Source organism: Nocardioides alkalitolerans DSM 16699 (genome assembly GCF_000426525.1).
In the GTDB taxonomy this organism is placed as follows: domain Bacteria; phylum Actinomycetota; class Actinomycetes; order Propionibacteriales; family Nocardioidaceae; genus Nocardioides; species Nocardioides alkalitolerans.
Genome location: NZ_AUFN01000010.1, coordinates 590,701 through 614,603, shown reverse-complemented (window position 1 = coordinate 614,603; position 23,903 = coordinate 590,701). Strand labels below are relative to the sequence as shown.

Sequence of the window (23,903 nt, the reverse complement as noted above, 5' to 3'; positions counted from 1 at the left end):
CGACGTCACGACGTCGTGCCGGAGACCGGTCGACGACACGTGGACAGAGGGTTTGCCGCCCTCCGTGGTCCGCGACTACAGTCGGCCGCTGGCGCCCGTGGAAGTGGACCATTCCGGTCTGCGCGGGTGCCGCGCCGAGTCCGAAGCCGTGATGTGCGATCCACACGCGGTGGACGAGCCGGGGACCCACTTCCCGTCTGGGGTGAATCGTCCGTGAGGCAGCCGCCGTCGGTGGCTGAGGAGCGGTCGTAGGGCATGTCGTGCCCGAACCCGTCAGCTCACCTGGTAGGCGTACGACACGCAAGGGAGAACGCCCGCTCGTGCTCAACGGACGGAAGCGGATCAGCACGGCTGCGCTCAGCGTCGCCGCAGTGGTCGGTGTGGCCCTCATTCCCAGCAGCCCCGCCATGGCGGAGCCCGACATCGACGACGTGCGCACGCAGATCGCGCAGCTCGAGCACGAGTCCGAGCAGGCTGCGGAGCGTCGCAACGACGCCCGCATCGAGCTGGCCGGCCTCGAGGACGAGCTCGCACTCCTGCAGCAGGACCAGGACCGGCAGGCCGACGACTTCGACGTCATCCGCTCGCAGGTGGCCGACTCGGTCGTCGACCAGTCGCAGGGCGGTGGCATGTCGCCGCTCGCCGAGGCTGCGCTCTCCGACGACCCCTCGGGCTTCCTCTCGCAGATGTCGACGATCTCCACCTACAACGACATCCAGGGCCAGCTCGTCGAGACCTACACGACCGAGCTCGCCGCCCTCGACATCCGTCGGGAGGCCACGGAGCAGCGCATCGCGCAGATCGAGGCCGTCGAGGAGCGCGCCGCGGCCGAGGCCGCGACGATCGAGGAGAACACGGCGGCGGCCGAGGCGCTGCTCTCGCGCCTCGAGGCCGAGGAGCGCGCCGAGCTCGCCGCGGCCGAGGCCGCTGCTGCGGCCGCCGAGACCGAGATCACCGAGACCTCTCCCGAGGCCGCCGGTGCCGACGAGACCGCGATCCCGGACGTGCCGGTCTCCGGTCGTGCGGCCGCCGCGGTCGACTACGCGCTGGCCCAGGTGGGCGACAGCTACGTGTACGGCGCCTCGGGCCCGAACTCCTTCGACTGCTCGGGTCTCACGTCGATGGCGTGGGCCCAGGCCGGCGTCTCGCTGCCCCACTCGTCGTCGGGGCAGTTCAGCTCGGGACGCAAGGTGAGCCGCGGCGACCTGCAGCCCGGCGACCTCGTCTTCTACTACAGCCCGATCAGCCACGTCGGCATCTACATCGGCGGCGGCAAGATCGTGCACTCGGCCAACCCGCGCTCCGGCGTGGCCATCGCCGGGGTCGGCTCCATGCCCTACTCGGGAGCCGTCCGCCCGGGCTGATCCGGCCCAGCAGCCTCTCAGCGTCGCCTGGCACAGTGGGCGCCGTGAACGAGACCCCCGCCTCCTCCGGCACCACGACCGAGGGGCGGGGGTCTCGTCGTTGGGCCCTCGTCGCCCTGGTCGTCGGCGGCCTCGCCTTCGTGGCCCTGGCCGCGACCCTGGTGCCGTGGAACCCGGTGCCGGGCGGTATCCCCGAGCCCGCGGACCCCAGCAGTGTCTTCACCGCCGACGAGATCGTCCGCGGCGAGGCGCTCGGGGCGTACTCGCGCTGGGTGAGCTGGACGTCGCTCGCGGTGTCGATCGCCGTCGCCCTCTGGCTGGGCCTGGGGCGGCGGGGCGGTGCGCTCGTCCGGCGCCTGCCCGGCCCGTGGTGGGTGCAGGTGCCGCTCGCCGTACTGGCCCTCGCGGCGATCGGCCGGTTCCTGACGCTGCCGTTCGCGCTGGCGATCTGGCGGCGCCGGGTCACCGAGGGGCTCTCGACCCAGGGCTGGGGCGACTGGTTCCGCGACCTGGTCACCGACGCGGGCGTGACCGCCGTCGGCACGTCGATCGTGCTGCTGGTGGTCATCGGGTGCGCCCGGCGCTGGCGCCAGGCGTGGCCGCTGGTCGCCGGCGGCATCGCGGCCGCGCTCGTGGTGGCCGGCTCCTTCGTCTACCCGGTGCTCGTCGAGCCGATCTTCAACGACTTCGAGCCCCTCCCCGACGGGGAGCTCCGGACCGCGGTGCTCGCGCTCGCGGACGAGGAGGGCGTCGAGGTGGGCGACGTGCTGGTCGCGGACGCGTCCCGCCGGACGACCACCCTCAACGCGTACGTCTCGGGCTTCGGCGGCACCCGCCGGGTCGTCCTCTACGACACCGCGGTCGAGGCGCTCCCGCAGGACGCGCTGCTCTCGGTGGTGGCCCACGAGCTGGGGCACGCGAAGAACCAGGACGTGCTCGTGGGTACGGCGCTCGGCGCCGCCGGGTCGCTCTTCGCCGTGGGCCTGCTGGGCCTGCTGCTGCGTTCCGAGCGGCTCCGGCGACGGGGTGGGGCGGAGGGGCCGTTCGACCCCGCCGTGGTGCCGCTCGTGCTCGCGCTGATGGCGGTGGGGATGTTCCTGGCCGATCCGGTGCAGAACGGGATCAGCCGGCAGATCGAGCGGCGGGCCGACGTGGTGGCCCTGGAGACCACGGACGACCCGGAGGCCCTCGTCGCCCTGCAGCGCGAGCTGGCCGTGCGTTCGGTGGCCGACCCGACCCCCTCACGCTTCGGCCAGCTGTGGTTCGGCAGCCACCCGGAGACGCTCGAGCGCATCGCGCTGGCGCGCCGGGTGGCGGGCGACGGCTGACCAACGGGCCACCCGCCCCAGCAATCAGCGTCCGCCGTCCTCCAAGTTGGCGCCCGCACCGTCGAAGACACCGACGAGCTGGTCGTAGAAGGCCCAGACGGCGACGATGATGAGTGCGGCGAGGGCGGCGACGAGCAAGCCGTACTCGACGGCGGACGCGCCGCGCTGGTCGGTCTTGGCCTTCTGGGCGCCGAGCAGGATGGCGAGGAACTGGACCATGATGAAGCCTCCGTCAATCGTGTGCGATCGAGCCTCGGGGGACCTCCCCGTCGACGTTGACTCGAGTCTGTCGCGGCGGGCTCGCCACGACATCGAGTGATGGTCCGGGCCTGCCTAGTCACTTCGGACTAGGCGCTCTTTCCGTCTGGTGGCGACCGTGGATGCTGCGGTGGCGGATATCCCCAGCCGGCCGGCGTCTCCTCGAAGGGCGACGCTGCGGTTGTCACGGTGCCGACTCGGCTCGTGCCCTCTCATTCGCCTCCGGACGAAGAGCCGGCCCGGCTCTCGCAGCGCGAGAACCGGGCCGGTCATGCCCACACTCGTGGGCGGGGTGTCGATCAGGTCAGCCGCCAGCGGGAGCCCGGCCACCGTCCTGGAGGTCGTCGCCGGCGCCGTCGAAGATGCCGACGAGCTGGTCGTAGAAGGCCCAGACGGCGACGATGATGAGTGCGGCGAGGGCGGCGACGAGCAGGCCGTACTCGACGGCGGACGCGCCGCGCTGGTCGGCCTTGGCCTTCTGAGCGCCGAGCAGGATGGCGAGGAGCTGGACCATGGTGATGCCTCCAAGGGCGGTTCGGGTGGAGCCTCGGAGTCGTTCCCCTCGGCGTTGGTCCAAGTCTGGATCAGCGTCGTCATCGGTGGTATCGAGTGAAGGTGTCGAGCCTTCTAGTCCTTTCGGACTACGTCTTTACCCTGGTCAGGCGGCGTTCCGACGTTCTAGCGCGGGACGCCGGGATTGATGCTCGACAGCAGCCCGATGCGCATCGCCGTCACGACAGCCTGCGCCCGGTTGGTGGCGCCGAGCTTCTGGTAGATGCGGGCGATGTGGGACTTGGCCGTCGACTCGCTGATGTGCAGCTGGCGGGCGATCGGGCCGGTGCCCAGACCATCGGCGAGCAGCACGAGGATGCTGTGCTCGCGCTCGGACAACCGGGTGGACTCACCCGACATACGGCGCACCATGGCCTGTGCCAGGCCGGCACAGACGAAGGTGCGCGGCGAGCGCGTGGCGTGGGCCGCGGTCTTGACGACCTCCGCGACCGGTGCATCCTTGCCGACGAACCCGGACGCGCCGGCCTCCATCGCCGCGAAGATCTGGTCGTCGCCCGAGTGCATGGTCAGCAGCACCAGCCCGATGGTCGCGGACTGCCCGCGCAGGCGCCGGATGATGTCGAGCCCGGTGCCGTCGGGCAGCTGCAGGTCAGTGACCACCACGTCGGGCTTGGTCTCGCCGCACACGGCGAGGGCCTCGCCGACGGAGGCGGCCTGGCCCACCACCGCCATCTCGACCACGCGCGTGAAGGCGGCAGCGAGCCCGGCCCGGATGAGCTCGTGGTCGTCGACCAGCACGACCCGGGTGGGTGCGGGGGAGGGAGACTCGGTCATGGGTACGTCACTTCCTCTTCGGTGGGGCGTGGGGTTCCGCCGCGCGAGCCCAGCGACACGTAGACCACCGTGCCGAGCTGCGAGCTGTCGATGGTCAACGACGCACCGACGAGGGCGGCACGCTCGCGCATGATGGTGAGCCCGTGGGAATCTTCGCGACTCGGCCCGAGACCCCGTCCGTTGTCACGAACGACGATCCTCGCCCGCGGTGCGTCCACCTGGCAGGTGACGTCGATCGAGCGAGCTCCGGAGTGCTTCACGGCGTTGGTGAGGGCCTCCTGGGCTATTCGCAAGAGCTCGGACTCGACCTCTGGCTGGAGGCGGGTCGTGCGCTCGTCGACGGTCGATCTGATCGAGATGCCCGATGACGCCGAGAGTCGGCGAGCGAGGCCGGAGACAGCCTCTCCCAGGCTTTGGTTGGCGTCGACATCCATCCGCAGAGCAGTGACGGAGGTACGGACCTCCGCGACGACTCGTGTGATGGTGGACCGGAGGAGCTCGATCTGGGGCGCGCTGCTGGGAGGGAGATCCTCGGCGAGTGCATCCACGAGGTAGCCCATCGATGCGATGTCCTGGGCAACGCCGTCGTGCATCTCGCGGGCCAGCCGTCGTCGTTCGTCCTGGGTGGCGACGTGACGCAGCTCGGCGAACATGAGGGCGGCCTCGAGATGGACGCCGAGGGATCGGAGGGCCGTATGAAGATGGCGCAGCTGCGCATACACCTGTCGCTCGGGCAGTGTGGAAGGCAGCCGTCCCCCCAGCAGCAGGACGTGGGATCCCTTGGCGCTGCCGTCGAGAGGGATGGCGAAGTGTGCGCCACGGAGCGCCGGTCGACCCGTCGCGGCGGCCTCTCCCAGAACGTCGATGCCGGGGTCGTCCTCGTCGCTGCCCGCTTCCAGCGGCGATCCGGTCGGCAGTCTCCGCAGCTCCTCCGGAGTCATCTCCCAGATGCCCAGGCCGGTCGTCGGCAGTTGGTCCTGGGTCGCTGTGAGCACACGCCGGCCGACCGAGTGGGGGTCGAGGTCGTTGTCGAGCTGGTCCGACAGCTCCAGCAGCTGCTCGAGCAACGTCATCACGTCCCGATAGGGCGCCAGCTCGGTGCGGGCGGACTGTGTCGATTGCACGTAGGCGCCGATGAGACCCAGGCCCAGGCCCAGCGTGAGGCCGGCGACGAGTTGCGCTGACTGCTCCGCGGACGGGCGGCCCGAGAGCTGGAAGACGGTGAGCGTGAGGACCGCGATCTCGATCAGCAACGTTATCGACGCACCCCGGATACCGCGTCGGATCCCCCCGAGGAACGGGGTGACCGCCAACGCCGTCAGGTGCAGCGAAATTCCTCGGTCGAGCGCGACGGCACACACGACCGTCACTGCGGCGGCCTCGGCCAGCAGGGCCAGAGGGGCGGGGAACCGGCGAACGACCGAGAGCGAGATGGCGACGGCCCAGATGATGGCGAGGGCGAGGACCACGACGAGGCCGCCCGTGTCGCGCACCCAGATGGCAGGGATGCCGGTGGCGCACAGGGCCAGGATCCGGGCAGCCGCACCGACGGTGAAGTGACCGGGCAGTCCGAGACCTCGGCTAACCTCCAAAGCCCGAGTCCATGATCGCCAGCACAGCTGGCCCCATCACTGCGATGAAGAGGCACGGCAGGATCAGGAGGATCAGCGGAACGGTGATCTTGACCGGGACCTGCTGGGCGCGCTTCTCGGCGTACTGGCGCCGCTTGAGTCGCATCTCCTTCGACTGGGTGCGCAGCACCTGACCGATCGGCACGCCGAATGCGTCGGCCTGGACCAGCGCACCGATGAACGACTTGAGGTCGTCGACCTTCGTCCGGTCCGCCAGGTTGCGCATCGCTGCCGAACGACCAACGCCGAGCTGCATCTCCTTAAGGACGCGAGCGAACTCCTCGCCGAGGGGCCCCTCGGTGTTGCGGGCCACCTGTTGCAGCGCGGCGTCGAACCCCAGTCCGGACTCGACACTGATCGTCAGGAGGTCGATGGAGTCGGCGAGCTCGTCGCTGATGCTCTCCGCCCGGTCGTACGAGCGCTGGTAGAGCCACATGTCGGGGCCGAAGAACCCAAGTGCTGCTCCGACGCCGACGAGCAGGATCGCAATCGCGATTCCCGGTCCGAGGATGACGACGAGGAGGAGGGAGATCGCCGCGCCAGCGATCGCGCCGACGACCTTGGTGGAGGCCACCCGGTCGATCGTCCAGCCCGCGGGTGACCCGGCGTGGTCGAGCTTCCGCTGGATGCGGACTGCCGCGTCGCCACCGGTCAGGCGAGCACCGAGACGCGTTATCCGCTCCAGCAGAGGGTCCAGGACGCGCTCGGAGAACGGCCTGTCGACATCTTTCTTCAGCTCCTCCGGAGCGCGGCTCATGGCTTGCAGCATCGCCAGGGAGCGTGTGATCCCCCCGGCCTCCGCCTCTGTCCGCCCAAGGGCCAGCCACGCCAGCGTGAACGCAGCGACGAGCAGGAGAGCTCCGAAGAGCGCGAGAACGACCATCTGTCACACCTTGACCTTCACCATGCGGCTCATCCAGAAGACTCCTGTGCTGAGCAGCAGGAGGGCAAGCCCCAGCAGGACCCAGCCGCGAGGCTCGGTGAACATCGGAAGCACATAGTCGCGCTGCACCAGCAGCAGGTAGAGCAGAAACGCCGGAGGCAGGCCACCGATCACCCAGGCGGAGAGCTTGCCCTCGGCCGCCAGCGCGTCGACCTGCCGACGCAGGTACTCCCTCTCCCGCATCGTTCCGGCCACCGTGTCGAGGAGCTCGGCCAGATTGCCGCCGACCTCGCGTTGGATGCGGATGGCCATCACCGCCCATCGGAAGTCCTTGGAATCGAAGCGGTCTGCGACATCGGCCAGTGCGTCATCGAGTGCCACACCCAGGCGTGTCTCGACGAGGACACGCTTGAACTCGGACGCCACGGGGTCGCGGGCCTCGCGAGAGACGGTGTCGCACGACTGGGCCAGGGAGAGCCCGGCTGACAACGAGGTCGAGATCAGCTGCAGGGTGTCGGGCAGGGCCGCCCCGAACGCCTTTTGCCGTCGGCTCCTCTTGACCCCGAGGTACATCCACGGCCCGACGGCACCCAGGACGAGGAACAGGATGCCGACGAGCAGGTTGCCACCACCGATGAGCAGCCCGACCACGCCCGCGGCGAGGAAGACGCCGACGTGCACGAGCAGCCACTCGGCCGGCTTCAGGGCGCTGCCGGCGCCCTCGAGGCGAGCGGAGATGCGGGCCTCGAGACCCTGGTTGCGGCGCAGCACCTGGGTGGCGGCGTCCTTCGCCTGCGTGAGCGCGGCGTCGGCGTCACGGCGGCCACCGGTCGCCTCCTTGCCGCCGTGGGTGACGCTGATGGCGTCCATGGCCTCGGCGTACGACGTGACGCGGTCGGCCGCCGACACCGGCCCGGCCCGGCGGGGCACGAGCAGCACCAGCACCAGGAGCAGGCCGAGGCCGAAGACGCCCACCCCGGCGTACAGGACCCAGGACGGGACGACCATGTCGTCGCTCGCGACCGGGGCGGCGCTCGTGGGCGTCTCCTCCTCGGCCGCGAAGCCGAGGTCGCCGAGCGGCGCGAGGGCGGAGGCGGCGAACGCGCCCTGGTCGGCTCCGAGGGTGATCGCGATGGGCGCGGTGGCGCCGTCGACGCCGGGGGGCACCGTGACGTCGAGGACGAGCTGGTTGGCGATGACCTCCGCCTGCGCGGAGAACACCGACTCGAGGCTCTCGGGGTCGGCGGCGACGACGCTGCCGCCCGTGGCGGCGCTCAGCTGGCTGAGCGCGGCCGACTCGGTGCTGTCCTGGTCGAGCGCGACGGCGTCGACCGTCACGCCGGCCTCCTGCAGCACGGCGACGGTCGCGGGCAGCGAGCCGCCGACGCTGTCCTCCCCGTCGGAGAGCACGAGCACCTGGCGCAGGCCGTCGGTGCCGGTGAGCTCGACGGCGGCGAGCGCGCCGTCGTACAGGGCGGTGTCGCTGTCGAGGTCGAGGTCGCTCACCGCGTCGAGGGCGGCGGCGCGGTCGAGAGTGGGGGCCAGGTCGGTGCGGGCGACGCCGTCGAAGGTGACGACGCCGACGAGCACGTCGTCGGGCAGCGTCTCGACGAACACCCGTGCCGCGGCCTCGGCGGCCTCGATGCGGTCGCCCTCCATCGAGAGGCTGGTGTCGATCGCCAGCACGGCGGTGCGCCGGATGGGTGCGGCCGCGTCGGCGGCGTACGACGCCGTGGTCTCCGCCTCCTGCCCGTCGAGGGTCACGCCGACCGCGTCGAGGTCGGCCTCGGTGCCCTCGGGCAGCGACACGAGCACGCGCAGGGTGCTGTCACCCGGCTCCATCAGCTCGATCGAGGCCTCGCCCGCGACCTCGGACCCGGCCGGGGCGGACGAGGTGGTCGGGCCAGCAGCGTGCGCGCCGGCGGTGAGCGTCGACGTACCCAGCCCGGCGACGAGCGCCGCGGCGGCGAGGGCCCCGAGACGCCCCATCAGGACCTGTCCAGGGCGAAGACCATCGGGTCGACGGTGACGTTGTGGTAGGCCATCTTGTCGAGGAACTTCGGACGCAGGCCGGTCGAGCGCAGGCGTCCCAGCGAGCGGCCCGTGGCGTCGAAGCCGGCGCCGTGGTCGTAGACGAAGACGTCCTGGAGGGTGATCACGTCGCCCTCCATCCGCTCGACCTCGGTGATGTGGGTGACGTGGCGCGAGCCGTCCTTGAAGCGGGTCTGGTGCACGATCAGGTCGATCGCCGAGGCCATCTGCTCCCGGATGGCGCGCATCGGCAGGTCCATGCCGGCCATCAGCACCATCGTCTCGATGCGCGACAGCGTGTCGCGGGGGCCGTTGGAGTGCACGGTCGCGATCGAGCCGTCGTGGCCCGTGCTCATCGCCTGCAGCATGTCGAGCGCGGAGGCGTCGCGCACCTCACCGACGATGATGCGGTCGGGTCGCATGCGCAGGCTGTTCTTCACCAGGTCGCGGATGTCGACCGCGCCCTTGCCCTCGATGTTGGGCGGGCGCGACTCGAGCCGCACGACGTGGTCCTGCTTGAGCTGCAGCTCGGCGGCGTCCTCGATCGTCACGATGCGCTCGTCGCGGGGGATGAACGACGACAGCACGTTGAGGGTCGTCGTCTTCCCGGCACCCGTGGAGCCCGAGACGATCACGTTGAGGCGACCGCGCACGCAGGCCTCGAGGAAGTCGGCCGTGCGGGGCGTGAACGAGCCGAACGCGATGAGGTCGTCCACCGTGAACGGGTCGGCGGCGAACTTGCGGATCGTGAGGGCGGAGCCGTCGATCGACAGCGGCGGGATGACGGCGTTGACACGGCTGCCGTCGGGCAGGCGCGCGTCCACCATCGGGCTCGACTCGTCGACGCGACGACCCAGCCGCGACACGATCTTGTCGATGATGCGGCGCAGGTGCGGCTCGTCGACGAACGTCGCGTCCGCCGCCTCGATGCGACCGTTGCGCTCCACGAAGACGCTGTGGGGGCCGTTGACCATCACCTCGGAGACCTCGGGGTCGCGCAGATAGGTCTCGATCGGGCCGTAGCCGAGGATGTCGTCGCTGATCTCCTGCGTGACGCGCGACCGGTCCGCGCTCGAGAGCGGACGCTCCTGCGCCGAGAGCACCTCCTGCAGCACCACGCGCACGCGGTTCTCCAGCTCGCTCTGGTCCATCTTCGCGTCGTAGAGCTGCGGCCCGAGCTGCTGGAGCAGCTGCCCGTGGACGTTGGCCTTGATCTCCTCGATGCGGTCCTGCTGCTGCGCGACCAGCGCGCGACGGGCGCCCGAGGTGACCTCGGGCTTGGCGGGCAGCGGCTTGTGGCGGCCCGGCACCTCCGCGCGGCCCGCGTCGGGCACCTTCTTGACCTGCACCGGGGCGGCCTTCTCCACCGGGTCGGGCGTGCCGACGTGGCCGATCGACCGCGCGATCGTGGCGTCGAGGCCGGTCTCGGGGCGAGCGGTCTCGGGGGCCGCCCCGTGGTCGGCGTGGTCGGCCGGCGCGTCGGGTGTCGAGTCGGGCGCAGCGTCGGACGGCGGGGTCGGGGCGGGTGCGGCGGGAGCCGGCGCCGGCTCAGGAGCCGGCGGGGGAGCAGGGGCCGCGGCCTGCCGGCGGGCGGCAGCGGCTGCGAGTCGTTCGGCGAGCGTGCTCATCCGGGATCACCTCCGGCGGCGGAAGAAGCGCGCACGACCGTCCTCGCGCGCCTCGTCCGTCGCTGCTGCTTTCGTGGTCGTGGCGTCCGGTCGGTCGGCGAACGACGTGCCGGCGAGACGGGCGGCCAGGTGCTGGAACTGGTGGCTCGACCCGTGGTCGGGCTTGGCGGCGACGATGGGTCGACCGGCGTTGGTGGCGGCGGCGATCTCGACCGACGTGGCCACCTGGGCGGCGATCTTGAGGCCGAGGATGGCCTCGACCTTGTCCGCGCCGATGCCGACCTCGTCGTCGGCGCGGTTGAGGAGCAGGTGGCGGTGGCCCTGCGCGATGCCGAGGGCGTCCATCGTCTCGAGCGCGACCTTCACGTTCTTCAGCGTCGGCACGTCGAGCGTCGCCACCATCACGCACTCGTCGGTCTCGTCGAGGGCCGTCAGCGTGAGCTCGTCGAAGGCCGGGGCCGTGTCGACCACGACGAAGTCGAAGTTCTCCGCGAGCGTGCGGAGCGTCCTCGCCACCAGCGTGGGGGTGATGCGGTCACGGGCGTCGGGGGTGCTCGGCGCCGCGAGCACCATCAGCGAGTCCTCGTGGCGCGTGAGGATCGGCTCGAGCAGGTTGAAGTCGAGCGCGTCCTCCCCGCCCACGGCGTGCTCGATCGAGTGGGACGGGAACAGCTGCAGCGTGATGGCCACGTCGCCGAACGCGAGGTCGAGGTCGACGAGCACGACCTGCCGCGCCCCGCGGTCGGCGAGCGCGAGCGCCAGGTTCACGGCGGCCGTGGTCTTGCCGACCCCGCCCTTCGGTGAGAAGACGGCCACGATGCGGCCCTGGCGTGCGACGCCCGAGGGGCCCCGCAGCGCGATCCACAGCTGGTACGCGCGCTCGACCGCGCCGCTCACCGCGGCCAGGTCGCGCACCGGTACGACGTCGCGCACGCCGGCGTGCATGGCCTTCGTGAGCACGTCGGTGTCGACGGTCTCGCGCACCACCACGACGCTCACCGTCGGGCGGGTGAAGCGCAGCGTCTCGCAGAGCTCGAGCGCCTCGGCGAAGTCGACGCCGGGGCCGATGACCGCGACGTACTCGTCGGGACGGTTGTCGAGCCAGGCGGTCAGCGTGCCGGTGGTGTCCATGCCGTGGCCACCGGGCGGCAGAGCGGTGAGCAGCTCGGACAGGGTCGAGCTGTCGGGGTCGACGACGACGGGCATGGCTCCTCGTTCGGTCGGTCGGGTCAGGGGAAGGAGGTGGACGGTCAGCCCGTCACGGTGAGAGGGCGGCGTCCTCCGAGAGCGTCTGGCCCCGCTCCAGCTCCACGCCCTCGCCGCGGATCGCGAGGGTGATCGTCGCTCCGGCGTCGATGGCGGCGGTCAGGTCGAGCGCTCCCTCGGGCGTGAGCGCGAGGGTGACGACGGTGTTCGCGACGGCGTCCGTCGTCTCGGCGCCCTCCTCCGTCGTGCTGGTGGCGATCGGGGAGGACGAGCCCACGGCGAGGATCTGGGTCTCGGGCACGAGCACGAGCGCGGCCTGGTTCTCGGCGGAGGCGACGAGCACGGCGACCGAGTCGCCGGGGCTGGCGAAGCCGGCGACCCGACCCTGGTCGTCGAGCTGCACCGACTGGCCGAGCATGCCGGCGGGCACGGGCAGGACGACCCCGGTGCGCACCTCCTCGGCGAACTTCGCCGTCGTGATCTGCTCGCCCACCGCGATGTCCATGGCCGCCAGCTGCCCGTCGAGGGTCGCGGCGTCGGTGACGTAGCCGTCGAGCAGCTGGCCGCGCGGCACGCGCTGCTCCTCGACCTTGCCGGCGGCGAGGGCGTCGTCGAACGTCTCGCCGAGGGCGATCGGCTCGATGGCCTTGAGGGTGGTGACCGTGTCGTAGTCCTCGGCCGCGCGCGTGTCCGCGCTGCGGGCGTAGACGAGCACGAGCACGAGACCGAGCGCGGCGACGACGGCCGCGACGACGAGCAGGATCCTGCGACGATCCATCGGGAGGGCGCCCCTTTCAGGCGGTGCGTGTGCTGCCAGCGGGTGGGAGCACTGCGCCCTGCGACCGCACCGCCGAGCCGGTGCTGCCGGGCCTCCCTCCCCGCGGCCACACCTTGCCCGAGGAGCGTCAGTCCGGTCGCGGATTCCGGTCAAAACGCCTCAAGAAATCCTCTGGTCTAGACCAAGGATCTTGAATCTCGAGGTTCGCCTGCGGTCAGGCGCCGTACAGCTCGTCGATGTCATGACGGAACTCCCGCATGACGACGTTGCGCTTGAGCTTGAGGCTCGGCGTGAGCTGGCCGGCCTCCTCCGTCCAGTCGACGGGGAGGATCGAGAACTTGCGGATCGACTCCGCCTTCGACACGGCCTTGTTGGCGTCGGCGACGGCGTTCTCGATCTCGGCGACGAGGTCGGGGTCGCCGACGAGGTCGGCGATCTCACCGGTCTTGCCGTGCGCCTCGGCCCAGGCGGGGAACGACTCGGGGTCGATCGTCACGAGGGCGCCGATGAAGGGCTGGCCGTCGCCGACCACCATGCACTGGGAGACGAGGGCGTGGGCGCGCAGGCGGTCCTCCAGGACGGCCGGGGCGACGTTCTTGCCGCCGGCGGTCACGATGATCTCCTTCTTGCGACCGGTGATGCGCACGAAGCCCTCGTCGTCGACCTCGCCGACGTCGCCGGTGCGGAACCAGCCGTCGGCGTCGAGGGTCTCGGCGGTGGCCTCCGGGTTGCCCCAGTAGCCGCGGAAGACCTGGCCGCCGCGGAAGTGCAGCTCGCCGTCGTCGGCGACGCGGACCGCCGTACCGGGCAGCGGGCGACCCACGCTGCCGATCTTCTGCGCGTCGGGCAGGTTCACGGTGAGGGCCGCGGTGGTCTCGGTGAGCCCGTAGCCCTCGAGGACGCCGAGGCCGATGCCGCGGTAGAAGTGGCCGAGGCGGTCGCCGAGCGGGGCACCGCCGGAGACGGCGTAGCGGCACTGACCGCCGAGCGCGGAGCGCAGCTTGCCGTAGACGAGCTTGTCGAAGAGCGCGTGCTGGGCCCGTACGGCGAGCGAGGGCCGCCCGGTGTCGAGGCCGCGGGACCAGGCGATCGCGACGTCGGCGGCGCGGTCGAAGATCTTGACCTTGCCGTCGGCGGCGGCCTTCTGCGAGGCGGTGTTGAAGACCTTCTCGAAGACGCGCGGCACGGCGAGGATGAAGTGGGGCTGGAAGACGCCGAAGTCGTCGACCAGGCGCGTGATGTCGGAGGAGTGGCCCATCCGCACGCGGGCCTTCACGCAGCCGATCTGGATGATGCGGGCGAAGACGTGGGCCAGCGGCAGGAAGAGGAGCGTCGCCGCCCCCTCCTCGAAGAGGTCGTCGAGCTCGTCGACGGCCACGCCCAGCTCGAACATGAAGTTGCCGTGGGTGACCTCGCAGCCCTTGGGGCGGCCGGTCGTGCCCGACGTGTAGATGAGGGTGGCGAGGTCGCCGGGCCCCGACGACGTACGACGCCGCTCGAGCTCGTCGTCGCCGACGTCGGTGCCGAGCGCGGTGAGCGCGGTGACCGCGCCGTCGTCGAAGGACCACACGTGGTCGAGGGACGGCAGGTCGCCGCGCACGCCGGCCACGCGAGCGACGTGGTCGTCGGTCTCGGCGACGACCGCGACGGCGCCGGAGTCACCGAGGATCCAGGCGATCTGCTCCGCCGACGAGGTCTCGTAGATCGGCACGGTGACGGCCCCGGCGAACCAGATGGCGTAGTCGAGGAGCGTCCACTCGTAGCGCGTCTTCGACAGCAGCGCGACCCGGGCGCCCGGCTCCACGCCCGCGGCCACGAGGCCCTTGGCGACGGCGCTCACCTCCGCCAGGAACTCGGCGGCCGTCACGTCCTGCCACGGCGCGTCCCCCGCGGCGTCGCGGCCGGCGGCGCCGGTCTCCGCGCGACGGCTGAAGACGACCTTGTCCGCGGCCTCACGGGCGTTGACGACGACGTCGTCCGTGAGGTTGCCCGTCGAGGGGATCTCGATGGTCAGCGGGGTGGAGTACTCGCGCACTGGGGCTCCTCATCCGGTGGGGGCGGTGCTGCCCGGGGCAGGTTACCGCTGGGCGGTGCCGGGTCGGGTGTCCGGTACGCTCGCCGGGCGCTCGCGGGTGACCCACCAGGTCGTCCGCGCCGGGCGTCGCATCACCAACGACAGGCCTTCGGAGGGACCCGGGTGGCAGAGCAGACCTCGTCGACGATCGTGATCGACGCACCCCCGGCGACGGTGATGGCCGTCATCGCCGACTTCCCCGCCTACCCCGAGTGGGCCACCGGCATGAAGACCGTCGAGGTCGTCGCCGACGGCGCCGCGGGCGCCCGCGCCGAGCAGGTGCGCTTCGTGCTCGACGTCGGCCCCATCAAGGACGACTACACGCTCTCCTACGTGTGGGACGCCGACCGCGAGGTCACCTGGACGCTGGTGCGCGGCGGCATGCTGCGCGCCCTCGACGGCGCCTACACGCTGCGCGACCTGGGCGCCGGCGGCACCGAGGTGACCTACCGGCTCTCGCTCGAGGTCTCCATCCCGCTGATCGGCCTGCTGCGCCGCAAGGGCGAGAAGATCCTCATCGACACGGCCCTCAACGGGCTGAAGAAGCGCGTCGAGGCTCTTGGCTGAGACCCCCGGGCCCCCGGGCTCGCGGGGGACGCCCCGGATTCTGCTCCTCACCGGCAAGGGCGGCGTCGGCAAGTCGACGCTCGCCGCGGGTACGGCGGCCCTGGCCGCCGCGCGGGGCGCGCGCACCCTGGTGCTCTCGACCGACGCGGCCCACTCGCTCGCCGACGCGTACGGCGTGCCGGTCGGCCCCGACCCCACCGAGGTCGCCCCCGACCTCCACGTGCAGCAGGTCGACGCCCAGCTGCGGTTCGAGCAGTCCTGGGCGGAGATCCAGCGCTACCTGCTCTCGCTGCTCGACGTCGTCGGCGTCGACCGGGTGGCGGCGGAGGAGCTGACGGTCCTCCCCGGCGCCGAGGAGGTGCTCGCCCTCCTCGAGCTGCGCCTGCACGCCCGGTCGGGGGAGTGGGACACGATCGTCGTCGACTGCGCGCCGACGGCCGAGACCCTGCGCCTGCTGGCCCTGCCGGAGGCGCTGGGCTGGTACATGCAGCGCATCTTCCCGACGCAGCGCAAGGTGATGCGGGCGCTGAAGCCGGTGCTGACCCGGGCCGCCGGTGTGCCCCTGCCGACCGAGACGGTCTTCGACGCCCTCGAGCGGCTGCACCGTGAGCTCGACGAGGTGCGCGCCCTGCTGACCGGGCCGCAGGCGTCGGTGCGGATCGTGCTCACGCCCGAGAAGGTCGTGCTCGCCGAGGCCCGCCGGTCGTGGACGACCCTCTCGCTGTTCGGCTACCGCGTCGACGGCGTCGTCGCGAACCGGATCTTCCCGACCGGCGGCGCCGACGCCTGGCGCACGGCCTGGACCCAGGCGCAGGCCGCGGTGCTCGCCGAGGTCGAGGCCTCCTTCGCCGGCCTCCCGCTGTGGCGCTCCGTCTACCGCGCCGCCGAGCCCGTCGGTGCGTCCGCGCTCGCCGACCTGGCGGCCGACGTGTACGGCGACGACGACCCGCTCGCGCCGCCGACGGGCACCGGTCCCTACTCGGTGCAGATGGGCGAGACCGGCGGGGACGGTCCGGCGACCGCGACCGTCTCCCTCGTGCTGCCGCTCGTCGAGCGCCGCGACGTGGGTCTCGCCCGCAACGGCGACGAGCTCGTGGTGACCGTGGGGTCGTATCGTCGCCTCCTGACCCTCCCGACCGGCCTGGCGCGCCACCGCATCGCGGGTGCCCGGATCGAGGGGGGTCGTCTGCAGGTGCGATTCGAGGAGAAGGTCACGTGACGGGTCCCGACGAGGACGCCGCCCGCCCCGACGACGTCGGAGGTGTCGGTGAGGAGGCCGCCAAGCTGCTCGGTGCGCTGGGCGGCTGGGCGCGCGACCACGGGCTGGGCGACCTCGCCGACGCGGCCTCGGCGCCCCACGTCGACCGGGAGGCCCTGCACGACCACCTCGCGACCGGCGCGGCCGAGTGCACGTACTGCCCGGTCTGCCGCGGCGTCCACCTGCTGCGTCAGACCACCCCCGAGGTGCGCGCCCACCTGGCCGCGGCCGGCTCGTCGCTCCTCCAGGCGGCCGCCGGGATCCTCGCCGCGGTGACGGCCGACCCCGCGCCGCCCCGCTCGTCCGGAGTCGAGCACGTCGACCTCGACCTCGACGACGACGAGCCGCCCCGCACCGACCGGCCCGACGGGCCCGACACCGACCCAGCCTCACCCCTCGACCGACCCGGGAGCCCCTCATGACGCTGTCGATCGGCATCGACATCGGTGGAACGAAGATCGCCGGCGGCGTCGTCGACGCCGACGGGGTGGTCCTCGCCCGGCACCGCGTCGAGTCGCCCGCCTCGGACGCCGAGGCGATCGAGACCGCCGTGGTCGAGATCGTCACCCGGCTCTCCGCCGACCACGACGTCGCCGCCGTGGGCGTCGGCGCGGCCGGCTTCATCGACGCCGCCCGCTCGACCGTGCTCTTCGCGCCCAACATCGCGTGGCGCAACGAGCCCCTCGGCACCGACCTCGGCGGGCGCCTCGGCCTCCCCGTCGTCATCGAGAACGACGGCAACGCGGCGGCCTGGGGCGAGTTCGTGTACGGCGCGGGCCGCGACCTCGACTCCGACGACATGCTGCTCGTGAGCGTCGGCACCGGGGTCGGCGGCGGCATCGTCGCCGGCGGTGAGCTGCGCCGCGGCGCGTTCGGCGTCGCCGGCGAGATCGGCCACATCCGGATGGTGCACCAGGGCCGCCTGTGCGGCTGCGGCAACCGCGGCTGCTGGGAGCCGTACGCCAGCGGCTCCGCGCTCGTGCGCAACGTGCGCGAGGAGGCGGCCGCCGGCTCGCTCATCGCCCGCCCGGTCCTCGACCGCGCGGGCGGGGACCCCGACGCGATCACGGGCCCGCTCGTCACCGAGCTCGCCGCCGAGGGCGACCGCTTCGCCCGGGAGCAGCTCGCCGAGCTCGGCCGCTGGCTGGGGGAGGGCATCGCCTCCCTCGTCGCTGTCCTCGACCCCGGTCTGGTGGTGGTCGGCGGAGGCGTCTCGGCCGCCGGCGACCTGCTGCTCGACCCGCTGCGCGAGACGTTCTCCCACGCGCTCACCGGGCGCGGGTTCCGTCCGATGCCCGACATCCGCGGGGCCGAGCTGGGCAACGACGCCGGGATGATCGGCGCCGCCGACCTGGCACGACGGTGACCGACCCCGGTCCGGGCCCGGACGTGTCCGCCGGCGCGGTCGTCGGCGTCGACGTCGGCGGCACGAAGATCCTCGCGGGCGTCGTGGCTCCCGACGGCACGGTGCTCGCCACCGCGGTCCGCCCCACGCCCGCGCGGGACGGCTCGGTGCAGCTGCTGGAGGCCGCGGTCGACGAGGCCGTCGAGGAGGCCGTGGGGGCCGCCGACGACGTGGGTCGCGCGGGCGCCGTCGCCGGGGTGGGCGTCGCCGCCGCCGGGTTCGTCGACGCGGGCCGCGAGCGCGTGATGTTCGCGCCGCACCTGCCCTGGCGCGGGGAGGCCGTCCGACGCCGCTTCGCTGACCGGTGGGGCGTCCCGGTCGTGCTCGACAACGACGCCAACGCGGCCGCCTGGGCCGAGTTCCGGCATGGGGCCGCCCAGGGCGCGGGCACGGCGGTCGTCGTCACCGTCGGCACGGGCATCGGCAGCGCGATCGTGCTCGGCGGCGGGCCGGAGGGCGCCGGTCGGCTGCTGCGGGGCCTCAACGGCATGGCGGGCGAGCTCGGCCACCAGCAGGTGGTGCCGAACGGCGAGCCCTGCGAGTGCGGGGGGCGGGGGTGCTGGGAGCAGTACGCGAGCGGCAACGCCCTCGTCGCGTTCGCCCGGGCCCGGGTCGGACGCGAGGCGACCGTGCTCGACGACTGGTGCGGCGGTGTGCCCGAGCGCCTGACGGGCCCGATGGTGACGGCGGCGGCCGAGGCCGACGACCTCGTCGCGCTCCAGGCCTTCGCCGCCATCGGTGACTGGCTGGGGGTCGGCCTCGCCAACGTGACGGCGGCCCTCGACCCGGACGTGATCGTCGTCGGCGGGGGCGTCAGCGCCGCCGGCGACCGCCTCCTGGAGCCGGCCCGAGCAGCGCTGTCACGCTCGCTCGTGGGTGCGGCCCACCGTCGGCTCCCGCCGGTGCGGCGGGCCGTGCTCGGCCCGGAGGCCGCGATCGTCGGGGCCGCCGCGATGGTGCGGTCCGCGCTCGACGTGCGCTGACCCGGATCCCGCTGCGTCAGAGACGGGCGCCGTCGTCGCCCGGGTCGGACCGCTGGGTCGGCATCGACGCCACCAGGTAGCTGAAGCCGCCGAGGAACCAGACCACCATCAGGGCGGTCAGCCAGCTCGGGGGCGGGGCGCCGAAGACCAGCAGGCCGATGAGCAGCATGGGCACACCGAGGACCCCGATCCAGGCGGCGAGGCGCGGCGGCGCGACGTACCCCAGCGGGGGCGGGGTCGGGGGCACGAAGCGCTCCGACAGCTCGGCCTGCTCCGCGGCGGCCCGTCGGGCGTCGAGGTCGACCGCGGGCTCGGCCAGGTCCTCGGACGGGAACGGGTCGTCGGCCTCGTCCACGGGGTCCGCCCGGTCCGCCCGGTCGGTCGGCGCCGCGGTGTCGGGCTCGCCGCCGGCGGGGTCGTCACGCTCGGCGTCACCGCGGGGAGCGGCCGGGCCGCGAGGCACGTCGTGCGCGGCGCCCTGCGGGGTCGTGGAGGTGTCCGCGCGGTCGGCGGGCGCCTGCCCCGGGACGTCGTCGTCGAGCTCGGCGCGCGCCCCGTAGTTGTCGACGATCGCGCGCCAGGCCGCCTCGTCCTCGCTGGGCCGGTTCACCCCTCGATCGTAGGCCCTCCCCGGTGATCGCGCGTCCCCTCGACGGGGCGTATCCCAACCTCGCGCGGGTGCGGTCGGGATGGGCGGACGGATCAGGCCGTCACGCGCGCGACGAACGCGGCCGACTCCTCGAAGATCGCCGGGGCGTCGTGGTCGAGCGTCGCGACGTGGAAGCTGTTCGTGAGCAGGCGCTCGGTGACCTCGCCGGCGACGTGGGCCTGCAGGTAGGCGCCCGACGTGGGGTCGACGACGTGGTCGGTCTCGGAGCGGAACAGCAGCACGGGCGCGGTCACGCGGTCGAGCTCGCCGCGCACCTGCTTCCAGCCCTTCATCATCGAGGCGAGGGCGTGCAGCGGGGTGCGGTCGTAGGCGTACTCGGTCACGCCCTGCTTCTTGATGTCGCCGCCGATGGCGGCGATCGACGGCGTGAGGCGGCGCAGCACGGGCACGGCGAGCAGCTGCTTGTTGGCGCTCGTGACAGCCGGGTTGACGAGCACCACGCCGCTGACGAGGTCGGGGTGGTGGGCGGCGAGCGAGAGCACGAGCCCACCGCCCATCGAGAGGCCGGCGAGCACGACCGTGTCGCACTCCGCGGCGAGCGTCGTGAGGGTGCGGTCGAGGTGGCCGTACCAGTCCGCCCAGCCGGTCGCGTTCATCTCCTGCCAGGAGGTGCCGTGGCCCGGGAGGCGCGGCACCTCGACGCCGTACCCGCGCTCGGCGAGCGACTCGCCCCACGGTCGCATCGAGGCGGGGGAGCCGGTGAAGCCGTGGCTGAGCAGGACGCCGATCCGTCGACCGCCGGTCAGCTCCGGCCGGGGCGCCACGGAGAGGGGCTGCGCGTGCGGGTTCACCGTCATGGCGGCATTCTGCACCACGGGGAGCAGGGTCTAGGGTTCGACGAGGACAGGCGGGACGCGTGGTCCGGGCGGCTCTCGACGAGGCCCCCGGACGGCCCGGTGGACTAGGTCGAAGGAGAGTGGCGCCGGTGTTCTACTGGTTCCTGAAGCTGGTGGCCCTCGGCCCCGTGATCCGGCTCGTCTTCCGGCCCCGGTGCGACGGCATCGAGAACGTGCCGTCCGACGGCCCCGCGATCCTCGCGAGCAACCACCTCTCGTACGCCGACTGGCTCTTCATGCCGCTCGTGCTGCCGCGCCGCGTGAGCTACGTGGCGAAGGCGGAGTACTTCACCGGCACCGGCTTCAAGGGCTGGATGCAGAAGTCGTTCTTCACCGGCTCCGGCCAGATCCCCATCGACCGCTCGGGCGCCAGCGCCGCCGAGGGCGCGCTCCTGTCGGCCAAGGCCGTGCTCGAGCGCGGCGAGCTGTTCGGGATCTTCCCCGAGGGCACGCGCTCCCACGATGGCAAGCTCTACCGCGGCAAGACCGGCGTCGCCCGCCTCGCGCTGGAGACCGGGATGCCCGTCATCCCCGTCGCGGTCATCGGCACCGACGAGGTCGCCCCTCCGGGCAAGAAGTTCGGCAAGGTCACGCGGCCGGTCGTCCGGTTCGGCACGCCGCTGGACTTCTCCCGCTACGAGGGCCTCGCGGGCGACCGCTACATCCTGCGGTCGGTCACCGACGAGATCATGTACGCGATCATGCAGCTCTCCGGCCAGGAGTACGTCGACGTCTACGCGTCGCGCGCCAAGGCCGACGCCAAGCAGGCCGAGCGCGCGGAGCGGGCCGAGCGTGACGGCGAGGGATCCGAGGGACGCAAGGCCTCGTGAGCCCCACGGGCGCGGTCGCGCGGCGTGACCGGGTGACGCTGCGCCTCCTCCCGCCGAGCTGGCGCGACGCCGCCGCGGTGGCGGTCGAGGACCGGATGTTCCGTGCGCTCGCCGTGCTGCGGGTGGTGCTGCTGGTCAACGCGGTCGCCCTCAACGTCGTACGGCGCGACAACGCCGACCACCAGGGCGCCATGTGGGCGGTGCTCGCGGTCATGGTCGCCTGGACGGGTTTCGCCGTCTGGGCGTACGCCGAGCCCCGCCGCCGCCGGGCCTGGCTGCTCGTCGTCGACCTCGCCCTCACCGCGGCGGTGCTGCTGGTCAGCCTGCCGATCAAGGGCGACGAGATGCGCGCGACGATCCCGGGCTTCTGGATCATGGGCGCCCTGCTCGCCTGGTCGGTGCACTGGCGCTGGCGCGGTGGTCTCGTGGCCGCCGCCGTGCTGGTCGTCGCCGACGTCGCCGTCCGCTCGGAGCTCAACCAGACCAACTACGGCCACCTGTTCCTCATCGTCATCGGGGCCCCGATCGTGGGCTACCTCTGCGAGTCGCTGCAGCGCATGGCCGCCGAGCGCGACGCCGCCGAGCGGGAGGCCGCGGCCGCGGCCGAGCGCGCCCGGCTCGCGCGGGCCGTGCACGACGGCGTGCTCCAGGTGCTGGCGCTCACCCAGCGCCGCGGTGCCGAGCTCGGGGGCACGGGCGTCGACCTGGCCCGCCTCGCCGGCGAGCAGGAGGCCGCGCTGCGGGCGCTCATCCGCCAGCAGGACACCCTCGGCCCCGAGTCCGCCGACGACGCGACGGCGGACCTCGCCGGGGCGGTCGAGGCCCTCGGCCACCGCGACCGTCCGAGGGTCGCCGTCGTCACCCCCGGTACGCCGGTGCTGCTGCCCGCGCACACGGTCGCGGAGCTCGTCGCCGCGGCGGGGGCGTGCCTCGACAACGTCGCCACCCACGTCGGCGACGCCGCCCCGGCCTGGGTGCTGCTGGAGGACCTCGGCGACCAGGTCGTCGTCAGCGTCCGCGACGAGGGCCCGGGCATCCCGGCCGGGCGCCTCGAGACCGCCGAGGCCGACGGCCGCCTCGGGGTCTCGGGCTCCATCCGCGGGCGTCTCGCCGACCTCGGCGGTACCGCCGAGGTCGCCACCGGATCGTTCGGCACCGAGTGGGAGCTGGCCGTCCCGAGGAGCGCGTCGTGACCATCCACAGCACCCACCCGTTCGCCGACCCCGAGCCGGGCCGCGACCCCGCCCGACGTCTCCGCGGGCGCCTCGGCGGCGCCGTCTCGCTGTGGACCGCGGGGGAGGGCACGTCGCGCGTCGGTCTCACGGTCAGCTCGTTCATGGTCGCCGGGGGCGAGCCCGGCCGCGTGCTCGCGCTCCTCGACCCCGACTCCGACCTCACCGACGAGCTCGAGGACACCGGCTGGGGCGTCGTGCAGCTGCTGCGCTGGCACCACCGCGACCTCGCCGAGATGTTCGCAGGGATGGGCCCGGCCCCGGGCGGTCTCTTCAAGCAGGCGGAGTTCGTCGACACCCCGTGGGGTCCGCGCCTCGCCGACGTCGAGGTGTGGGCGGGGGTGCGGCTCGAGTCGGCGGTCGACGTCGGCTGGTCGCGGCTCGTGACCTGCGTGCTCGACCAGGTCGAGATCACCGGGGACGGCGTCGACGGTGCGGGCCAGCCGGACAGCCTGACCCACCGCCGCGGGCGCTACGGGCGGGCCTGACCCCCGACCGCCCGGAAGACTCCGGCGTCCGGGGGTTCACAGCGCCGCCCGTCCCGTGCTTGCCTGGGACGCATGGTCGAGACTCGGGAAACTCGCTCCGTCCACGCTGCGCTGCCCACGGCGCGGCCTCCGGTACGACGCCTCGCGGCGCCGCTGGTGGCCCTGCTGACGGCGTTCGCCCTCCTCGTCGGCGCGCCGGGCGTCGCGCAGGCGGCCTATCCGACGCTCGGCAACGGTTCCAGCGGACCGGACGTCACCGCCGTGCAGTTCCTCCTCACCCACCACGGCCAGGCGACGACGGCCGACGGCCAGTACGGCTCGGGCACGCAGGCGGCCGTCTCGGCCTTCCAGCAGGAGAACGGGCTCGCCGTCGACGGTGCGGCCGGGCCGCAGACCATCGGCGCGCTCGTCGTGACGGTCCGCGAGGGCGACTCCGGGCCCGCCGTCCAGGCGCTGCAGACGCTGCTGATCGCCCGCGGGGCGACGCTCACCTCCGACGGCGACTTCGGTCCGGCGACGGCCGCCGCCGTGCGGTCGTTCCAGTCCTCGAACGGGCTCGCGGTCGACGGGGTGGCGGGCCCGCAGACCTGGAACGCCGCGTTCGGCAGCGGCAGCAGCCAGCCGCCGGGCACGTCGTACGACTCGCTCAGCGACGCGCAGAAGGCGCACGCACGCACGATCATCGGGGTCGGCAAGGGCGCCGGCGTGCCCGAGCAGGGCTGGGTGGTCGCCCTCGCGACGGCGATGCAGGAGTCCACGCTGATCAACGTCGACTACGGCGACCGTGACTCCCTCGGCCTCTTCCAGCAGCGGCCCTCGCAGGGCTGGGGCACCGAGGCGCAGGTGAGCGACCCCGTGCTGGCGTCGCAGGCGTTCTACGGCGTCGCCGCCCACACCCCCAACCCCGGTCTGCTCGACATCTCCGGCTGGCAGTCCATGTCGGTCACCCAGGCCGCCCAGGCGGTGCAGCGGTCGGCCTACCCGGACGCCTACGCGCAGTGGGAGGGCCTGGCCCGCGACATCGTCGCGAACGAGGCGGGGGCACCGAGCATCCCGTGACCGCCCGGCGGCGTCGCACGGCGCCGTATGACAGGTTCTGCCAACAG

At 72.9% G+C, this 23,903-nt stretch carries 23 protein-coding genes and 1 riboswitch; of the genes, 11 read left to right on the top strand and 12 right to left on the bottom strand.

The window, feature by feature from the left end:
* Positions 1–132 precede the first annotated feature (132 nt).
* Positions 133–293: riboswitch (cyclic di-AMP (ydaO/yuaA leader) on the top strand.
* A gap of 114 nt (positions 294–407) precedes the next feature.
* Entirely contained in the window at positions 408–1,364 is a 957-nt protein-coding gene (locus K329_RS0103610) for a C40 family peptidase (protein ID WP_157571542.1), read from the top strand.
* A gap of 44 nt (positions 1,365–1,408) precedes the next feature.
* Entirely contained in the window at positions 1,409–2,692 is a 1,284-nt protein-coding gene (locus K329_RS24360; protein WP_052336478.1) for a M48 family metallopeptidase, read from the top strand.
* Positions 2,693–2,716: 24 nt separating this feature from the next.
* On the opposite strand, the gene K329_RS0103600 is transcribed toward K329_RS24360, so the two are convergent.
* From K329_RS0103600 to K329_RS0103555, 10 genes are all read right to left on the bottom strand, one after another.
* Positions 2,717–2,911, bottom strand: coding sequence for a Flp family type IVb pilin (locus K329_RS0103600; RefSeq protein ID WP_028471987.1), 195 nt, complete (start codon positions 2,909–2,911; stop codon positions 2,717–2,719).
* Positions 2,912–3,254: 343 nt separating this feature from the next.
* On the bottom strand, positions 3,255–3,464 hold the full coding sequence (locus K329_RS24355) for a Flp family type IVb pilin (protein ID WP_052336310.1): 210 nt from the start codon (positions 3,462–3,464) through the stop codon (positions 3,255–3,257).
* Between the two features lie 164 nt (positions 3,465–3,628).
* Positions 3,629–4,297 carry a response regulator transcription factor gene (locus K329_RS0103590; protein WP_028471986.1) on the bottom strand — a complete coding sequence of 223 codons (669 nt, stop codon included), beginning with the start codon at positions 4,295–4,297 and terminating at the stop codon, positions 3,629–3,631.
* On the bottom strand, positions 4,294–5,889 hold the full coding sequence (locus tag K329_RS29275; RefSeq protein WP_052336309.1) for a sensor histidine kinase: 1,596 nt from the start codon (positions 5,887–5,889) through the stop codon (positions 4,294–4,296). Before K329_RS29275 ends, K329_RS0103590 begins: the two co-directional genes overlap by 4 nt.
* Positions 5,879–6,811 carry a type II secretion system F family protein gene (locus tag K329_RS24345; RefSeq protein WP_052336308.1) on the bottom strand — a complete coding sequence of 311 codons (933 nt, stop codon included), beginning with the start codon at positions 6,809–6,811 and terminating at the stop codon, positions 5,879–5,881. Before K329_RS24345 ends, K329_RS29275 begins: the two co-directional genes overlap by 11 nt.
* Positions 6,812–6,814: 3 nt before the next feature.
* Entirely contained in the window at positions 6,815–8,800 is a 1,986-nt protein-coding gene (locus K329_RS29270) for a type II secretion system F family protein (RefSeq protein ID WP_052336307.1), read from the bottom strand.
* Positions 8,800–10,470, bottom strand: a complete 1,671-nt coding sequence (locus K329_RS0103570; protein ID WP_211225720.1) for a TadA family conjugal transfer-associated ATPase — start codon at positions 10,468–10,470, stop codon at positions 8,800–8,802. The genes K329_RS29270 and K329_RS0103570 overlap by 1 nt, the downstream gene beginning before the upstream one ends.
* Before the next feature lie 6 nt (positions 10,471–10,476).
* Positions 10,477–11,676 carry a CpaE/TadZ family protein gene (locus K329_RS24340; protein WP_052336306.1) on the bottom strand — a complete coding sequence of 400 codons (1,200 nt, stop codon included), beginning with the start codon at positions 11,674–11,676 and terminating at the stop codon, positions 10,477–10,479.
* Between the two features lie 52 nt (positions 11,677–11,728).
* Positions 11,729–12,454 carry a Flp pilus assembly protein CpaB gene (gene cpaB / locus K329_RS0103560; protein WP_028471983.1) on the bottom strand — a complete coding sequence of 242 codons (726 nt, stop codon included), beginning with the start codon at positions 12,452–12,454 and terminating at the stop codon, positions 11,729–11,731.
* Positions 12,455–12,668: 214 nt separating this feature from the next.
* The gene (locus K329_RS0103555; RefSeq protein WP_028471982.1) at positions 12,669–14,489 is read right to left on the bottom strand and encodes an AMP-dependent synthetase/ligase; all 1,821 of its coding nucleotides are present in this window, start codon (positions 14,487–14,489) and stop codon (positions 12,669–12,671) included.
* Positions 14,490–14,651: 162 nt separating this feature from the next.
* Between K329_RS0103555 and K329_RS0103550 the strand changes: the two genes are divergently transcribed.
* Genes K329_RS0103550 through K329_RS30670 form a run of 5 tightly spaced genes read left to right on the top strand, consistent with a single transcriptional unit; the run spans position 14,652 to position 18,741 of the window.
* Positions 14,652–15,095: an SRPBCC family protein gene (locus K329_RS0103550; protein WP_028471981.1), complete on the top strand. Its 444-nt coding sequence runs from the start codon at positions 14,652–14,654 to the stop codon at positions 15,093–15,095.
* Positions 15,088–16,314, top strand: a complete 1,227-nt coding sequence (locus K329_RS0103545; protein WP_052336305.1) for an ArsA family ATPase — start codon at positions 15,088–15,090, stop codon at positions 16,312–16,314. The genes K329_RS0103550 and K329_RS0103545 overlap by 8 nt, the downstream gene beginning before the upstream one ends.
* On the top strand, positions 16,311–16,775 hold the full coding sequence (locus K329_RS0103540) for a hypothetical protein (protein ID WP_028471979.1): 465 nt from the start codon (positions 16,311–16,313) through the stop codon (positions 16,773–16,775). Before K329_RS0103545 ends, K329_RS0103540 begins: the two co-directional genes overlap by 4 nt.
* The gene (locus tag K329_RS0103535) at positions 16,772–17,719 is read left to right on the top strand and encodes an ROK family glucokinase (RefSeq protein WP_028471978.1); all 948 of its coding nucleotides are present in this window, start codon (positions 16,772–16,774) and stop codon (positions 17,717–17,719) included. Before K329_RS0103540 ends, K329_RS0103535 begins: the two co-directional genes overlap by 4 nt.
* Complete coding sequence (locus tag K329_RS30670) at positions 17,716–18,741, top strand: ROK family protein (RefSeq protein ID WP_052336304.1); 1,026 nt, start codon at positions 17,716–17,718, stop codon at positions 18,739–18,741. Before K329_RS0103535 ends, K329_RS30670 begins: the two co-directional genes overlap by 4 nt.
* A 16-nt stretch (positions 18,742–18,757) precedes the next feature.
* Here the strand turns inward: K329_RS30670 and K329_RS0103525 are convergent, their stop codons facing one another.
* On the bottom strand, positions 18,758–19,351 hold the full coding sequence (locus tag K329_RS0103525; protein WP_028471976.1) for a hypothetical protein: 594 nt from the start codon (positions 19,349–19,351) through the stop codon (positions 18,758–18,760).
* Between the two features lie 92 nt (positions 19,352–19,443).
* On the bottom strand, positions 19,444–20,208 hold the full coding sequence (locus K329_RS0103520) for an alpha/beta hydrolase (protein WP_028471975.1): 765 nt from the start codon (positions 20,206–20,208) through the stop codon (positions 19,444–19,446).
* A 128-nt stretch (positions 20,209–20,336) separates the two neighbouring features.
* Between K329_RS0103520 and K329_RS0103515 the strand changes: the two genes are divergently transcribed.
* The 4 genes from K329_RS0103515 to K329_RS24335 all read left to right on the top strand — a co-directional run bounded on the left by K329_RS0103515 (position 20,337) and on the right by K329_RS24335 (position 23,856).
* Positions 20,337–21,077 (top strand): lysophospholipid acyltransferase family protein, encoded by a 741-nt coding sequence (locus K329_RS0103515; RefSeq protein WP_028471974.1) that lies wholly within the window; start codon positions 20,337–20,339, stop codon positions 21,075–21,077.
* Positions 21,074–22,270 carry a MacS family sensor histidine kinase gene (gene macS, locus K329_RS0103510; protein WP_157571541.1) on the top strand — a complete coding sequence of 399 codons (1,197 nt, stop codon included), beginning with the start codon at positions 21,074–21,076 and terminating at the stop codon, positions 22,268–22,270. The genes K329_RS0103515 and macS overlap by 4 nt, the downstream gene beginning before the upstream one ends.
* The gene (locus tag K329_RS0103505) at positions 22,267–22,797 is read left to right on the top strand and encodes a flavin reductase family protein (RefSeq protein WP_028471972.1); all 531 of its coding nucleotides are present in this window, start codon (positions 22,267–22,269) and stop codon (positions 22,795–22,797) included. Before macS ends, K329_RS0103505 begins: the two co-directional genes overlap by 4 nt.
* Positions 22,798–22,869: 72 nt before the next feature.
* Entirely contained in the window at positions 22,870–23,856 is a 987-nt protein-coding gene (locus K329_RS24335; protein WP_157571540.1) for a peptidoglycan-binding domain-containing protein, read from the top strand.
* Positions 23,857–23,903 lie beyond the last annotated feature (47 nt).